The sequence below is a fragment of the Lysinibacillus sp. C5.1 genome (assembly GCF_016350185.1).
Taxonomy (GTDB): domain Bacteria; phylum Bacillota; class Bacilli; order Bacillales_A; family Planococcaceae; genus Lysinibacillus; species Lysinibacillus sphaericus.
The window spans coordinates 3,594,353-3,610,280 of sequence record NZ_CP066226.1; the positions used below are offsets into that span (position 1 = coordinate 3,594,353).

Below are 15,928 nucleotides of genomic sequence, written 5' to 3' on the forward strand. Positions count from 1 at the left end.
TGGATTTTCTCATATTTCTAGAGTAGAAAGCAAAGATTTAAGCACCATTATACGCGCGCGCAATAATCCACATATGCCCTATGTATTTTTTCAGGCACAGGCACAACTCATTCATCTTGTAATCTACTGACAAACCAAAAAAGTCGTCGTAACAAGTTTTGTTAAGTTTAACTTTCGTAATGGCACACAGCTTCATTCTATACAAAAAAGGGTCGCTCCAAATTGGAGACGACCCTTTTCGATAGATTAAACCCAACCGCGGAAGCGTGATGCTTCTGCAGTACGACGCACACCAACCATATATGCAGCTAAGCGCATATTGATGTTACGTGTAGTGGCTGTTGTATAAACATTTTCAAATGCTTCAACCATTTTTTTGTACAGGCGTTCTTCTACTTCTTCTTCTGTCCAGTAATAACCTTGGTTATTTTGTACCCACTCGAAGTAAGATACTGTAACACCACCTGCAGATGCTAATACATCAGGTACAAGTAAAATGCCACGCTCTGTTAAAATTTTTGTCGCTTCTGCTGTCGTTGGACCATTTGCTGCTTCTACGACAATGTTTGCTTTAATATTATGCGCATTGTCAGCAGTAATTTGGTTTTCAATTGCGGCAGGAACTAAAATATCACAATCAAGCTCTAAAAGATCTTTATTTGAAATTGTGTTTTCGAATAATGTTGTTACAGTTCCGAAGCTATCACGACGATCTAATAAGTAGTCGATATCTAAACCTTCAGGATCATGAAGAGCACCATATGCATCTGAAATACCAATTACTTTGGCACCTAAATCATTCATGAATTTAGCTAAGAAGCTACCTGCGTTACCAAATCCTTGAATAACAACGCGAGCACCTTTAATATCAATACCACGTTTTTTCGCAGCTTCTTCAATAACGATTGTTACACCTTGAGCAGTTGCACGATCGCGACCTTGAGAACCACCAAGTACAAGTGGCTTACCTGTGATGAACCCTGGAGAGTTGAATTCGTCCATACGGCTATATTCATCCATCATCCATGCCATAATTTGTGCATTTGTAAATACGTCTGGCGCAGGAATATCTTTTGTTGGTCCCACGATTTGACTTACCGCACGTACATAACCACGGCTTAGACGTTCAATCTCACCCATTGACATTTGACGTGGGTCACAGATGACACCGCCTTTACCTCCGCCATATGGTAGATCAACGATTCCACATTTCAATGTCATCCACATTGAAAGCGCTTTAACTTCCTCTTCTGAAACAGCTGGGTGGAAACGCACGCCACCTTTTGTTGGTCCTACTGCATCATTGTGCTGAGCACGGTAACCAGTAAATACTTTTGTCGTACCATCATCCATTTTAACTGGAATGCGTACTTGTAGCATACGAAGCGGTTCTTTCAGTAATTCATACATTGCTTCGTCATAGCCTAGTTTATTAAGAGCATCTTGAATAACATCTTGAGTTGATGTGAACAGATTTAAGTTTTCAGACATATTAAATCGCCTCTTTGTTTTTATAATGATAGTATATCGGCATCATTGTAACACACTTCCGAAATAAAATGTGAACATTTTGTTAAAGTTTAAATACTTTTTCAATTTGAGCAATTGACCAATCTAAATCTTCTTGAGAAATAACTAATGGTGGTGCAAAACGAATAACTGTATCATGTGTTTCTTTACATAATAAGCCTAATTCTTTTAACTTTTCACAATATGGACGCGCTGCCTCTGTTAATTCCATACCGATAAATAAACCACGACCACGAACTTCCTTAATGATTGGGTTGTTAATTTCACGTAATTTCCCTTTGAAATATTCACCTAGTTCTTGTGAACGCTCTGCTAATTTTTCATCTAATAAAACTTTAATAGATGCGATAGAAACAGCACAAGCTAAAGGGTTACCTCCGAAAGTTGAACCATGAGAACCCGGGTTGAAGACACCTAAAATATCACGATTTGCAGCTACACAAGAAATTGGGAATACACCGCCGCCTAATGCTTTTCCTAAAATGTACATATCGGGCTCTACTTCTTCCCAATCACAAGCAAACATTTTACCTGTACGAGCTAATCCTGCTTGAATTTCATCTGCAATAAATAACACATTGTTTTCACGGCATAGTTCACGAGCTGCTTTTAAGAAACCTTCTGGTGGTATAACGATACCAGCTTCCCCTTGAATTGGCTCAAGTAAAAATGCTGCTGTATTTGGTGTAATTGCAGCTTTTAACGCTTCTAAATTACCATAATCCACAAGTTTAATGTTAGGTAACATCGGTCCAAAACCGCGGCGATATTCTTCATCAGACGATAAAGATACAGCTAGCATCGTACGCCCGTGGAAGTTTCCATTACAAGCGATTAGTTCTGCTTTGCCTTCTTCAACACCTTTTACATCATAAGCCCAACGACGAGCTGCTTTAAATGCAGTTTCCACTGCTTCTGCACCCGTATTCATAGGTAAAACCATTTGTTTATTTGTTAATTTTCCTACAAGCTCATACCATTCACCTAAGTTTTCACTGTAAAATGCACGAGAAGTTAATGTTACTTTATCAGCTTGTTCTTTTAATGCAGCAATAATTTTTGGATGACGATGTCCCTGATTTACTGCAGAATATGCTGATAACATATCTAAGTATTTGTTTCCTTCTGGATCTTTAACCCAAGCACCTTCAGCCTCTGCAATAACGATTGGCAGTGGATGATAGTTTGCAGCACCATAATTTTGTGTTTGTTCAATAACTTGTTGTGATTTTGTCATAAAGCACTCTCCCTACTAACTCATAATAAAAAACTATGAAAGATAAGACTGCCTAGTAGAGCTGAAAAAGGACTATATAATAGAAACAAAAAATATTTGTTGATCTTCATATGGTTAAATCGCGCACCTCGTAGAATTTATTTTCTACGAGGTGTGCTAACTTTTTCTACTTACTATAACAGTCTATCTTTGAACATGTCGTGTCGTCCCACATTAAAATTCAGTAAAAATTAAAGCATTTCTGAAGTTGTTTTTGCTTGCATATGAAGTTGTAGGTAGTCTGGGCCACCAGCTTTTGAGTCAGTACCAGACATGTTGAAACCACCAAATGGTTGGTATCCAACGATAGCACCTGTACAACCACGGTTGAAGTATAAGTTACCAACGTGGAAATCTTCACGCGCTTTTTCTAGGTTCATACGATTATTTGTAATAACTGCACCTGTTAAGCCGTATTCTGTGTCGTTTGCAATTTCAATCGCTTCATCGAAATCTTTTGCTTTTGCAATTGCTACAACTGGTCCGAAAATTTCTTCTTTCATGATGCGAGCAGAAGGATCTACGTCTGCAAACACTGTTGGGTTGATGAAGTAACCAACAGAATCATCTGCTGTACCACCTGCTACAAGGCGTCCTTCTTTTTTCCCGATTTCAATGTATTCAGTAATTTTATTGAAAGCTGCTTGGTCGATTACTGTTGCCATGAAGTTGCTGTTGTCAGCTGGGTCACCGATTGTTAATTCATTAGTAAGCTCTGCTACACGGTTCACTACTGTGTCATAAACATCTTCTACGATAACAGCACGAGAGCATGCCGAACATTTTTGACCTGAGAAGCCGAAAGCTGATTTTACAATTGATTGTGCTGCAAGCTCTAAGTCTGCTTCTTTATCGACTACAATTGTATCTTTACCGCCCATTTCAGCGATAACGCGTTTAATCCAAATTTGACCTTCGTTATGTGTTGCTGCACGTTGGTTAATACGTAAACCAACATCACGAGAACCAGTGAAGCTGATAAAGCGCGTTTTCGGATGATCAACTAAGTAATCACCAACTTCTGCACCAGAACCTGGTACGTAGTTAACAGCACCTGCTGGTAATCCTGCTTCTTCTAAAACTTCGATAAATTTATATGCAACAACTGGTGTAGTTGAAGCTGGCTTTAATAATACTGTATTCCCTGTTACTAAAGCTGCTACTGTAGTACCAGCCATAATTGCGAATGGGAAGTTCCATGGTGAAATAACGATACCGATTCCTAATGGGATGTAATCATAACGGTTGTATTCGCCTGGGCGACTTTCTACTGGTTGGCCGTCTTTAATACGTAACATTTGGCGACCATAGTATTCTAAGAAGTCAATTGCTTCTGCTGTATCTGCATCTGCTTCATTCCAAGGTTTACCTGCTTCTTTTGTCAATAATGCTGAAAACTCATGTTTACGACGACGGATAATTGCCGCTGCTTTGAATAACACATCAGCGCGAATCGCTGGATCTACTTTTTTCCATGTTTTAAATGTTTCGTCAGCTACTTGCATTGCTTTTTCAGCTAATTCTCTGCTTGCTTTTGAAACGCGACCAATCACCTGTGTTTTTTTTGCTGGGTTATATGAAACGATTTTATCTTCTGTAGTAATGCGCTCTCCACCAATAATTAATGGATAGTCTTGACCTAAATAACTTTCGACTTTATTTAATGCCTCTAAATATGCGTTGTAATTTGCCTCTTGAGAAAAATCTGTAAATGGTTCATGTTTGTATGGAATCATACTATATCCTCCTTTTGTGAGCTGTAAATATTTAGTATGCAAAAACTATTGACGCAAAATATTTTTGCGTATAAAATATTCTTACACTTATTATAATGCAAAATTTCGTTGCATATTTCAAGTAAAAAATTTTTGAGGTGCACATTTTATGAATAATTCTGAACCATTACTACCCTTTTATGAGTTTATTGCAACTAATGTATCCGTTGGTATACATGCGATTGACGTAACGGGTAAAACAATTATCTATAATTCAAAAATGAAAGAAATCGAAGGGTTTCATTTTGATGAATTAGCAGATCGTTCAATTATTGAATTGTTTTCCTTCCGTCAACATGAAAGTACTTTAATGCGGGTGTTACAAACCGGTTTACAAGAAATGAATGTGAAACAAACCTATTGGAATAAAAACGGCCATGAAATTACAACCATTAATGATACATTCCCTCTTTTTAAAAATAATCAATTGATTGGTGCGATTGAATTCGCACGTGATATCACATCTTTAGAAAAATTAGTCTATCAGCCGCTACGACGATATGGTGAACCTTTAACTTTTGATATGATTACAGCAGTATCTGAAGCAATGCAACAAGTTATTGTCAACGCTAAAAAAGCGGCGGCGGTAAAATTACCTGTTTTACTTATCGGTGAATCTGGTACAGGCAAAGATTTAGTTGCAGAAGGTATTCATCATGCAGCTTCTACTGATCCTGAAGCCTTTGTTACATTATTTAGTCGACGTTCGGCAAAATCAGTGCTCGATAAGGTGCAGGAACTTTTACAAGATGATAAAGCCTATACTTTTTTCTTCGAACGTATTGATTTTTTAAGTCTTCCAATTCAGGAACAGTTACTTGAGTTATTACAGTCATTACCACCATCCAAATATATGCTAATCGGTAGTGTCGGCAGTGACCCAATTACACTTATTGCAGAAAATAAGCTGTCTAAATCTCTCTATTATTTCTTTGCAACAATGTCCATTACTATTCCAAATTTAACAGATCGCAAAGAAGATATTTTACCGTTCGTGGCAGATTATTTTAGTCGTCATCGTGAGCGATTTGCGTCAAATGTGGCAGAACTTGCACCGGATGTCCAAGCACTATTCTTACAATATGATTGGCCAGGAAACTTAAAGGAACTCGAACTATTGCTAGATGAAATCGTTTCGTTTATGACAACAGAATCAACCGTTACGTTTGATTTACTACCTGTTCATTTTCGATTTAAAGTGCAAAGCCAAGACACATCTGACCATGAACCTGAATTTTTCATGTTCCACCAGCAAAACGATGTCATGCCTCTCGATGCTTATTTACGAGAAGCCGAATCCTATTATGTGCAAAATGTCTTAAATCTATATGAAGGCAATATAACAAAGGCTGCTGGTGCTCTCGGTATGAGCCGACAAAACCTGCAATATCGCATACGGAAGATGAAAAAGGGCTAAATCATAAAAAATAAAAAACGAGGATGCCTTCACATGAAAGCATCCTCGTTTTTTAATGTCCTGACTGTTCGATCCAGTCCTGTAATTTATCTTTTAAGGAATTAAAACCATTCGCATCGGATTCATCCACTCGATCCTGTAATGATTTTCGGGGTGGTGCGTCTTTTTTTCTTGCTGCTGGGCGCTCTTGTAAGGCACGAATCGATAAACTAATTTTTTCGGCCGCTTCATCGATTTCAAGTACCTTGACTTCAACCTCTTGCCCAACTGATAAAAACTCACTGACGTCTTTTACAAAGCCGTACGTAATTTCAGAAATATGCACGAGCCCTTGTGTATCGTCATCAAGTGCTACAAATGCACCGTACGGTTGAATACCTGTAACTTTTCCGGTCAATACGTCTCCTAATTCATATTTTTTTGCCATAACCTTTGCCCACTTTCTATATGTTTGCTACGTATATATCACGATAAATTATAACATACGTCAATAAGTGGGGCAAAAAATCATCCCATCAATCCATGATTGCTGTGATACGATAATAACCTTCCTCTGATTTTGAAAACTTGATGAGGAACTGCCTTCCGTACTTTTCCTGATTGCCTATAGCAACACGAGCAGCGACGGTAGGAAAAATTCCATTATATTCGCCTAGCTGACTAAAAACATCAAGACTCTGTATCGTTTGTAACATACTTGCATCCACTTCGGCATCTGGTGTTAATAAAGCATTTTGCACTGCCTTATCGTCAATGGTCACAGCATATAAGTAAAGTGAGGCAATATTGATTGGGTGTAGTTGATTGATGATTGCTTCATCATTATTGTTTTTATATTGTTCATATATTCCTTTTATTTGTGCAATACGAGACTCATTCATATCGACAACATTAAAGTCACTGTCGTTAATAGTACCTGCTGTTTCTTGCCGTGTCTGTAAAAGTATTGTCCAGATATCATAAGGTTCAAGTTGTGATAATGTAGCGGATTGCTGCATTTGCTGTAATTCTCCTAAAATAGTAGCAGCGGTCTTTTGCATTACTTCACCATACTTTCCACTAGCTACTTCCTCTAAAAATTTCATATAGTCCTGATGAGGTTGCCCGTCATTTGCTATGGCAGGATATTGTTTTGTACCTAGCAATAATACCACCCACGTATTTTTATAGGTTTCTTCTAAAAGCTTGTAATCAAGAGAACTAGCATTTACATCTGCAAGTAATGTACGTTCCATTATTTTAAGTGAGCGCGCCGTTTCTTCTCGCGTATATCGTAAGTCATCTGCCAATAATAAGTAACCCATTTTTAAATATTCGAAATACCCGAAAACGTCCGGATGTAATTGGTTGATATACTGCGGAGCAAATTCTCCATCGATTGGATTTGATTTAAAATAAAACACACCATTTCCATCCGTTTTCAACTCCATATATTGATTATTTGCCGCTTCAATAATAGCTTGTAAATTAGATGGATATTGTTTTACATCTTCATTTTCTTTTAATTGCTGTTGGTAAGGCTCAAGAAGCTTGCTATAAAAACGCTCCAATTCCTCTACAGAAATAACGTAGTTACTATAAACGGCAAACGATTCCTCAAAACTTAAATTTCTAAAAGTTTCTATCTTTTCTACCGCCCGCTTAGGAGTCATTAACCGATTCATTATATTTTCTTCCATAATTTCCACATAGTTCTCATCCGTTAATTTCAAATGCAAATTAGTCGTAAGATAAAAATCTAACATTGAATTTGCGTTTTTAATAAAATCAAAGGCTTCTAGCTCATCTTTGGTCACTTTTAATTCCTTTCTAATATCCTCCTTTTTACTATTAAATTTTTTCGTTAAGTAATCTGCTATCTCTTCCTCAACTGCCTTTTCAACAGGCACATCTTGTGTTACTTCACTGTGTGTATTTTCCTGTTGATTCAATGTATAAAACGATACTAAGAGACCAATTAGCAACACACTTGCAACGCTTGCTATCCATACTGCTGGCTTCTGCCATTTTACGGCTTGTTTTTGTTGTGCGGTAATTGATTGCTTAGGCAGTGCTTCTTCTTTTTCTTCTTCGATTTGCTTGAAAACATTGTCGGGATTTAATTGAGGTTCCATTCGGTCGTATGATTTTTTCAACAGTGCCATGCGCTTGTCAAATTGTTGATCATCCATTCTCAACACTCCCTTCCTGTGTCAAAGCTACTTTAAGTTTTTCTTTTGCCCGCAATATGCGTACTTTTACAGTGGATAACGAAATGCCAAGTACCTCGGCAATTTCCTCATACTTCAACTCATGAAAATAATACAAGACGAGCGGATAGCGATATTTTTCATCAAGCGCTTGAATGCTATGATGCAATACACGGTCTTCCTCAAAATTAAGGACATGCTTTTCAGCTGAAGGACTTGGGGCTTGTCGCTGCGCGCTTAACAGCTCCTCCTTTGCTTGTTCACGTCGCTCTTTTCGATAATAATCACGGGTAGCATTAAGTGTGACTTTATAAAGCCATGTCGTAAATCGATCCTGCTTAAATTGATGTAAAAAACGGTATAGCTTGACAAAAACTTCTTGTGAAACATCCGCTAAATCACTACTATGTACGCCACATTGAAAAGCAAATTTTTCAACTGTTCGCTGATGGATGCGAATTAGTTCAATATAAGCTTCTTTATCACCTTGTTGTGCTCGCTCGATTAATTCCGTTTCATTCACTCGTTATCCCTCCTTTTCTATGTAACGACCTGTTCTTCCTAATTGTTACAATTTTAATTGTAACTGGCTAGCTTGAGAAAATCGCTAGAATTGATAGTAAATCATGCATTTCGTTTAAAGAATTCTACTTGTAGTAAGACGTTGGGGCGTAAAAAGTATTTATAATCAATTTTCAGAAATTTGCCTTGTGTTATGCCATATTTGCGGTAAAATAGAACTTTAGTATAAGGAGGCTTTATTTTCGTGTCATCTAGAGATCAATTTTCAACAAAAATTGGATTTATTTTAGCTGCTGCTGGTAGCGCCATAGGATTAGGCGCAATCTGGAAATTCCCCTATATGGCGGGAACCAACGGCGGAAGTGTATTTATTTTATTATTTATTTTATGTACATTTTTCATCGGTTTGCCGGTGTTAATTGCAGAATTTATGATTGGACGTCGTGGGCAAAAGGATGCTGTAACATCGTTCAAACAACAAGCCCCAGGAAAACCATGGTTTTTAATAGGATGGGGCGGCATGATTATTGCGGGTTTAATACTATCCTTCTATAGTGTAGTAGGCGGATGGATTTTAAGTTATTTAGGACGTTCATTAACGTTTCAATTAACAAGTGATGGTCATAACGGAAATTATGCTGATTTGTTTGGCAATATTATCTCTAGTCCATTTGAAGCGGTACTTGTGCAAGGGTTATTTTTACTGTTAACGATTGCTATCGTATCTGGAGGTATTAAAGGTGGGATTGAAAAAGCAAGTACGTGGATGATGCCACTACTATTTATTTTCTTTATTGTGTTAGTAATCCGTTCCTTAACACTTGATGGTGCAATGGAAGGCGTAAAATTTATGTTTGTACCTGACTGGTCTTACTTAAATGCTGAAACATTTTTAAAAGCGCTTGGACAAGCATTCTTCTCCTTAAGTGTTGGTATAGCTGTTATGATTACGTACGCATCGTATCTCCCTAAAACCGAAAAAATCGGTAATTCAGCCATTAATGTAGCATCTATGAATATTATTATTTCGCTTCTTGCAGGTTTAGTTATTTTCCCAGCTGTATTCGCGCTAGGCTATACACCCGACCAAGGGCCAGGGCTTGTTTTTATTATCTTACCTGCTGTTTTTGAGCAATTGCCACTTGGGGGCCTATTCCTAACGATTTTCTTTATTCTCTTACTGTTTGCTACAGTGACTTCTTCGATTTCAATGTTAGAAATTGTAGTAGCTATCGCCATTGGAGACAAACCCGAGAAGCGTAAAAAAATCGCATGGATTGGTGGACTTATTATTTTCATCTTCGGAATTCCGAGTGCCCTATCTTTCGGTATTCTATCAGATGTCAAAATATTAGATCGTTCCATTTTTGATTTTGTAGACTTTATTACAAATAGTGTCGGCATGCCAATCGGTGCCTTACTGATTTCTATTTTTGCAGGCTATTATTATACAAAGGATATTTCTCGTAAAGAGCTTGCTTCCTCAAGTCTACTGTTTAACACTTGGTATATTTTAATTCGTTATGTGTCACCTATTGCGATTTTGCTTATTTTTATCCAAGGTATTTTGCCGTTATTTCAATAAGAAAGTGAGGTTGTCTAAAAACAGAAGACAACCTCACTTTTATAAGGAAGCAGCTTTCGTGCAATCATTTGCACACAAACCTTTCCAATAAAAAAACACTATATGTCGATTTAAATAATACATTTTGCTTCAAACTTAATGGCCAGTAGTTTATATGAAATGGCAACACAATCTTCAATTGGAATCCACTGTTCAAACGAGTGCTCGTAAGTTTCTTGAATGACCTTCGCAAGAGCAGATGGGTCATCAATACTTTGTAGTGCTGCAACAACATCTGCTGTTTCTGTATCATAATGCTCAGCACCTAAGTGGAAAGGATCCCACTCTGCTAGCAGATGCACGGCTGTTCGATTCATTTTTATATTATCCAAAATACTCACCTATTATCCTTTAATCTTAATAGGTATGATACCATAGTAAAAAAAAAAGAAAAGAGGGATTTGCTTGTCGATTTTCGATCAAACTTTAAATCGTCGTTGTACTAACTCAGTAAAATGGGACGCAATGGAGAAAATTTATGGATTAAGCGATACAACAGAAATATTACCAATGTGGATAGCGGACATGGACTTTGCTCCACCTTCTGCAGTTGCAGCAGCACTGCAAAAACATGCTAAAGAAGCGATTTTTGGCTATAGCTATGTAGGCGAGGAAGCAAAACAAGCGATTGTAGATTGGCAAAAAAGCCGATACAATTGGCACATTGAGCAAGAAGCCATTTCTTTCAGCCACGGTGTCGTATCAGCTTTGGCAAATATTTTGACTGCACTGACTCAACAAGGCGATAAAGTGCTTATTTCTACTCCCGTCTATCCGCCATTTTTTAATATCCCTAAAAGTAATGGACGTGAAGTGGTTACTTGCCCTTTAGTCGCGCAAGATGGAACATTTGTCTATGATTTTGAGGCTTTTGAACAGGCACTTGCCCAAAACGTTAAAGCATACATATTGTGTAACCCACATAATCCAGGAGGCTATGTATGGGACGAAGCCACATTAAAAGAAATTATTCGTTTATGTGCAAAATATGATGTACTCATTATTTCAGACGAAATTCATGCTGATTTAATGTTAGATGGTGCACAACATACTCCGCTTGCAAAACTAGCAGGAGATGAAATTAATCGTGTTATTACCTGTATGGCACCGACTAAAACATTTAATCTTGCAGGAATTCAAGTTGCTTATATTATTACGACTGATAAGAAAAAGCAGGTGCTTTTAGAGGCGGTTAATATGGCTTGCGGGCAAGGTTCATTGAATAGCTTTGCTCCTGTAGCACTGCAAGCAGCCTACACAGAAGGATTACCATGGCTAGAAGAGTTACTTCTTTATATTTCCAATAATATGAATTATGTTATAGCCGAGTTAACGCAATTGCCAGGCATACACATTGCAAAGCCTCAAGGTACGTACTTATTGTGGATTGATTGCCGCCAACTAGGTATCAATGAAAAAGAATTAATGCAACGTTTGCTTGAAGTTGGAAAACTTGCACTAGAACCTGGTTCAAAATATGGTGAAGAAGGCCGTGGCTTCCTGCGTATGAATGTAGCTTGCTCATTTGATACGGTAAAAGATGCCGTTGCTCGTTTTAAGCTCGCATTGTCATAGTGCCAGTCACTCACACAATTGTGAATTTTCAAGCTGTGGCTTACACTGTGCCTGCTGTCGGGATGTATATAAAAAGACTATAGACAAACTCGGGAAATCTCAAGTTTGTCTATAGTCGGAGGCACTCTTTTGCAGAGTGCTTTTTTTAATTGTGTCTATTGTTGGTGCTGTTTCTCTCAGCTAAAATACGTGCTTCGATTTCCTTAGATTTTAATTCCTGCTTTTTAGAAATTTTACGGAAAATCATAAATACGCCTATACATAAAATAAGCATAATTAAAAATTCAAAAGCTGCTGGAATATACGCTGATTTATCTTCTGGGAAATATAAAAATTGATACATCAAATGTTCCATATTTTCTACACGTCCTTACAATAATTATTCAAAAACTGTAATTGACTCGATTTTCACATCTTCAACAGGTTTATCACGGAAGTCTTTTTCTACTTCAGCAATTTTATCAACGATATCCATACCTTCTACAACATGACCAAATACAGAATGTTTATGGTCTAACCATGGTGTTCCACCATTTTGTGCATATGCCTCAATAATTTCTTCTGGGAAACCAGCACCTTGTAATTGACGAAGCATATCACTTGGAAGATGCTTCATTTGTACGATAAAGAATTGAGAACCATTTGTGTTTGGACCAGCATTTGCCATTGATAATGCACCACGTAGGTTAAATAATTCATCAGAAAACTCATCTTCAAATGAGTTACCCCAAATTGACTCTCCACCCATACCTGTACCAGTAGGGTCACCGCCTTGAATCATAAAATCTTGAATAACACGGTGGAAAATAATACCATCATAATAACCTGATTTTGCATGCCCTAAGAAGTTTTCAACTGTTTTTGGTGCTTGTTTTGGGAACAATTTAATTTTTAATGCACCTAACGTTGTTTTCATTTCTACTAGTACTTCGCCTTCTTGTACTTCAGTTGTTAATTGTGGAAACATTGGAGTCTCTCCTTTAAATGTAAATTTCAGTTTCAACGAAAATGATTATACCTTATCATTTCTGACCTCATATTAGTCTAACATACTTCCTAGCTGTTTTCTCCATCAAAGTATTGACGAATTTTGCAATTTTACAATCGTTTAGTCAATTATGTTTGTGAAAATCTAGAAACTTCTGTGTAGTAACAATGGTAGTATAACCCAAAATCATGTTGGAATGACAGACGACCTCAAGGCAATTGTTATTTTGTAATTTAGTATTGTGTAAATAGGTCTGAACGAGTATTTGGAATACATCCAAAATATGCTATTCTGATGAAAGACTTATTTTCAAAGTTGGAGGCATATATGAAAAAAGTTTTTGGTTTTATTATTGTAACGCTATGTTTACCTACCATTTGGTGGATTGGTACAAATATACGAGCAGAGCTGAGTACAGCACAAGCCCACGAACAACAAATTCAGAAGAAAATTGAGGTTCCCGAAGTACAGGTACAGCTTCCTGTCACATTAGTTGATCAGAACGGCCAAACCTTTAGTGAGGAATATGTCGAATGGCGACAACCTTTAACTTTACAAGAAATTCCACAAATTGCCCAGGAAATTTTTATTGCTAGTGAGGATGCAGACTTTTATAATCATGTCGGCTTCGATCTTAGCGCTATCTTACGCGCGGTGGTTGCTAACTCAAACACCAATTCAGCTTCACAAGGAGGCAGTACCATTACCCAACAGCTTGTTCGTATGCGTTATTTATCTGATGAAAAAACATACGAAAGAAAACTAACAGAGCTATTTTATGCCTATGAACTTGAAAAGAAATACGATAAAGATGCCATTTTAACGATGTATTTAAATGAATCCTATTTTAGCAATCAAGTTTATGGAATAGGTAGTGCAGCAAGCTATTATTTTCAAAAACCTATCCAAGAATTATCGATTGCACAGATAGCGTTTATTTCAGCTATCCCTAACAATCCTTCTCTTTATAACCCTTTAAAACATTTTGATGATACCAAGGCAAGACAAGAACGTCTACTTGATACACTCGCGACAAGTGGTGTTATTACAAAAGAAGATGCAATGACGTATAAAGCAGAACCAATCACTTTAAATGTTAAGAACAAGGTACAAAGCTATCCGATGTATAGTACTTACGTTCTTCAAGAGTTACGCTGGCTAGTAGCCGAGAAGGAAGGCTATACAGATCGACTGCTCAACACGCAAAGTGAAGAAGAAAAGAAAACTATTCAAGCACAACTAGACAAACGACTTAATACTTTATATCAGAATGGTTTAACTATTTATACTGCACTGGATCCAACTAAACAGAATCATGATGAAGAGCGCATAACTGCTATTTTAGGCAATGGCCAATTACAGGCGGCGGGTGCTGTTATTAACAATTCATCTCGTGAAGTCGTCAGCCTCTATGCTGGAAAAAATTACGAAAAGTTTGATTATCACCGAGCCTATCAAGGTCCGCGACAGCCAGGGTCAGCCTTTAAGCCACTTGCTGTCTATGCACCCTATTTTGAAACAACAACTCATACGCCAGACTCCATTGTCAATGGTGGGCGCTATTGTGTCGGTTCTTTTTGTCCTCAAAATTATGGAGGATATAACTACGGTGATGTGACAATTCATACAGCATTCCGGAATAGTTACAATACGTCCGCTCTTCGCATTTTTAACGCTGTGGGGGTAGATACAGCTTTCAGTTATCTTGATCGCTTCCATTTCCGTTCTATGGTGGCAAAGGATCATACTTACGCTGCTTCATTAGGTGGATTAACATATGGCGTCACTGCTCTTGAACTTGCAGATGCCTATACAAGCTTTATCGATGGCTCTTATGTGCTAGCCCACAGTATTCGAAAAGTAACAGCTAATGATGGCACTGAGCTATATAGTTGGGACAAGGCACGTGACCAAATTTGGTCGCCTAAAACCGTAAAATATATGCGTGGGCTGCTTGCAGAAGTTGTCTCAAATGGTACGGGGCAAGGGGTTTATAGCAATAGTAGCTATGTTGGGGCTAAAACAGGTACAACAAATGATTACCGTGATTATTGGCTAGCTGGTTTAAATGACCAATATACCGCTGCTGTGTGGCTTGGCTATGATAAACCACAGCCAATGGAAAAACTAGAAGCGTACAAAATTCATCACAAACTCTTTAATGTTTTACTAGAGTAATTTTCTATTAGTGTATCAGCGCCAATTGTTTCGGTGAATTGTTTCGGTGACTGGCACTAGCATAAAAACCCACTTTGTTTTCTGCAGGCACATCATCAGCCTTCGCAGGAGTCAAAGTGGGTTTTTACTTAGAAAAAATTTAGAATTGTTTGGGTGACTGGCACTTTATTTGGCAAATGGGAGACTTGCTAGTACGCCGTTGTACAATTTTAAAATGACATAAACTAATAACGAGAATAGTAATGTCCACATGAAAAGCTCAAATATAAGTAATCCAATTGTTCCACCCATAGACATATAAAGGCTCATTTTATAAATACGATAAATAAAATATATAAAGACCGTTAATACAAAAATACCTGCCAATACATAGATAGATTGAATTGCAAAGGCAGAACACATTGCACCAATAAATAAAATGACGTAGCCTCCACGTGCTTGACTCACCGCAGCCCCTTCATTGTCCTTCGAAAAAAACAACATTCCTAGTTCATGAATTGTTTCACCAACTAGTTTGAGTGCTGAAAAAGCCATAAAAAAGATAAGCGCAAACACAATGAGTAACAATACACGTAATTCAAAATCTGATAAAAATTCTCGCATTCCAGAATAAACACCGATTGCTTGAAACAACTGTAATGCTTCACCTACGGCATACATGCCGAACGTTAAACTAAATAATAAAATTGTAATTAATGGTAAATAACCATATATGTAAGGGTTCCTCATAAAAAATTTTTTTCCTCTGTTTTTTTTGATAACTTCCTATTTATAATATAGCTAAAATTCTCCTTGTATCCAAGCTAAATCCTACGAGTCGATATGCATTCCCTACAAAAGTACGTTATAATTAT

Annotated in this window: 14 protein-coding genes; 4 read left to right on the top strand and 10 right to left on the bottom strand. The window is 37.4% G+C overall.

All coding sequences use genetic code 11. From position 1 onward, the window contains the following. Positions 1-246: 246 nt before the first annotated feature. The 3 genes from I5435_RS17670 to pruA all read right to left on the bottom strand — a co-directional run bounded on the left by I5435_RS17670 (position 247) and on the right by pruA (position 4,542). On the bottom strand, positions 247-1,491 hold the full coding sequence (locus I5435_RS17670) for a Glu/Leu/Phe/Val family dehydrogenase (RefSeq protein WP_024364887.1): 1,245 nt from the start codon (positions 1,489-1,491) through the stop codon (positions 247-249). 82 nt (positions 1,492-1,573) lie between these two features. After that, on the bottom strand, positions 1,574-2,767 hold the full coding sequence (locus I5435_RS17675) for an ornithine--oxo-acid transaminase (protein ID WP_024364886.1): 1,194 nt from the start codon (positions 2,765-2,767) through the stop codon (positions 1,574-1,576). 230 nt (positions 2,768-2,997) lie between these two features. Continuing rightward, complete coding sequence (pruA, locus tag I5435_RS17680; protein WP_024364885.1) at positions 2,998-4,542, bottom strand: L-glutamate gamma-semialdehyde dehydrogenase; 1,545 nt, start codon at positions 4,540-4,542, stop codon at positions 2,998-3,000. Between the two features lie 148 nt (positions 4,543-4,690). On the opposite strand from pruA, the gene I5435_RS17685 reads away from it, so the two are divergent. Then, the gene (locus I5435_RS17685) at positions 4,691-5,998 is read left to right on the top strand and encodes a sigma-54-dependent Fis family transcriptional regulator (protein WP_024364884.1); all 1,308 of its coding nucleotides are present in this window, start codon (positions 4,691-4,693) and stop codon (positions 5,996-5,998) included. A 52-nt stretch (positions 5,999-6,050) separates the two neighbouring features. Here I5435_RS17685 and yugI read toward each other — a convergent pair whose 3' ends face one another. The 3 genes from yugI to I5435_RS17700 all read right to left on the bottom strand — a co-directional run bounded on the left by yugI (position 6,051) and on the right by I5435_RS17700 (position 8,710). Next, positions 6,051-6,425, bottom strand: a complete 375-nt coding sequence (yugI, locus tag I5435_RS17690; RefSeq protein WP_024364883.1) for a S1 domain-containing post-transcriptional regulator GSP13 — start codon at positions 6,423-6,425, stop codon at positions 6,051-6,053. Between the two features lie 88 nt (positions 6,426-6,513). After that, positions 6,514-8,169, bottom strand: coding sequence for a hypothetical protein (locus I5435_RS17695; protein ID WP_337982678.1), 1,656 nt, complete (start codon positions 8,167-8,169; stop codon positions 6,514-6,516). Next, entirely contained in the window at positions 8,162-8,710 is a 549-nt protein-coding gene (locus I5435_RS17700; protein ID WP_337982679.1) for an RNA polymerase sigma factor, read from the bottom strand. Before I5435_RS17700 ends, I5435_RS17695 begins: the two co-directional genes overlap by 8 nt. A gap of 243 nt (positions 8,711-8,953) precedes the next feature. Here I5435_RS17700 and I5435_RS17705 point away from each other — a divergent pair, with 243 nt between their 5' ends. After that, positions 8,954-10,294, top strand: coding sequence for a sodium-dependent transporter (locus I5435_RS17705; RefSeq protein WP_107894868.1), 1,341 nt, complete (start codon positions 8,954-8,956; stop codon positions 10,292-10,294). Positions 10,295-10,404: 110 nt separating this feature from the next. Here the strand turns inward: I5435_RS17705 and I5435_RS17710 are convergent, their stop codons facing one another. After that, a complete protein-coding gene (locus I5435_RS17710; protein WP_024364879.1) occupies positions 10,405-10,665 on the bottom strand; it encodes a DUF1871 family protein in 261 nt (86 codons plus the stop codon). Positions 10,666-10,738: 73 nt separating this feature from the next. On the opposite strand from I5435_RS17710, the gene I5435_RS17715 reads away from it, so the two are divergent. Further along, complete coding sequence (locus I5435_RS17715; RefSeq protein WP_337982680.1) at positions 10,739-11,908, top strand: MalY/PatB family protein; 1,170 nt, start codon at positions 10,739-10,741, stop codon at positions 11,906-11,908. Between the two features lie 145 nt (positions 11,909-12,053). Here the strand turns inward: I5435_RS17715 and I5435_RS17720 are convergent, their stop codons facing one another. Beyond that, positions 12,054-12,263, bottom strand: a complete 210-nt coding sequence (locus I5435_RS17720) for a hypothetical protein (RefSeq protein WP_025220379.1) — start codon at positions 12,261-12,263, stop codon at positions 12,054-12,056. Between the two features lie 24 nt (positions 12,264-12,287). Continuing rightward, positions 12,288-12,875, bottom strand: a complete 588-nt coding sequence (locus I5435_RS17725) for a peptidylprolyl isomerase (RefSeq protein WP_024364876.1) — start codon at positions 12,873-12,875, stop codon at positions 12,288-12,290. A 348-nt stretch (positions 12,876-13,223) separates the two neighbouring features. Here I5435_RS17725 and I5435_RS17730 point away from each other — a divergent pair, with 348 nt between their 5' ends. After that, positions 13,224-15,074, top strand: coding sequence for a transglycosylase domain-containing protein (locus tag I5435_RS17730; RefSeq protein ID WP_337982681.1), 1,851 nt, complete (start codon positions 13,224-13,226; stop codon positions 15,072-15,074). A gap of 165 nt (positions 15,075-15,239) precedes the next feature. Here the strand turns inward: I5435_RS17730 and I5435_RS17735 are convergent, their stop codons facing one another. Next, a complete protein-coding gene (locus I5435_RS17735) occupies positions 15,240-15,803 on the bottom strand; it encodes a DUF5366 family protein (RefSeq protein WP_024364874.1) in 564 nt (187 codons plus the stop codon). Positions 15,804-15,928 lie beyond the last annotated feature (125 nt).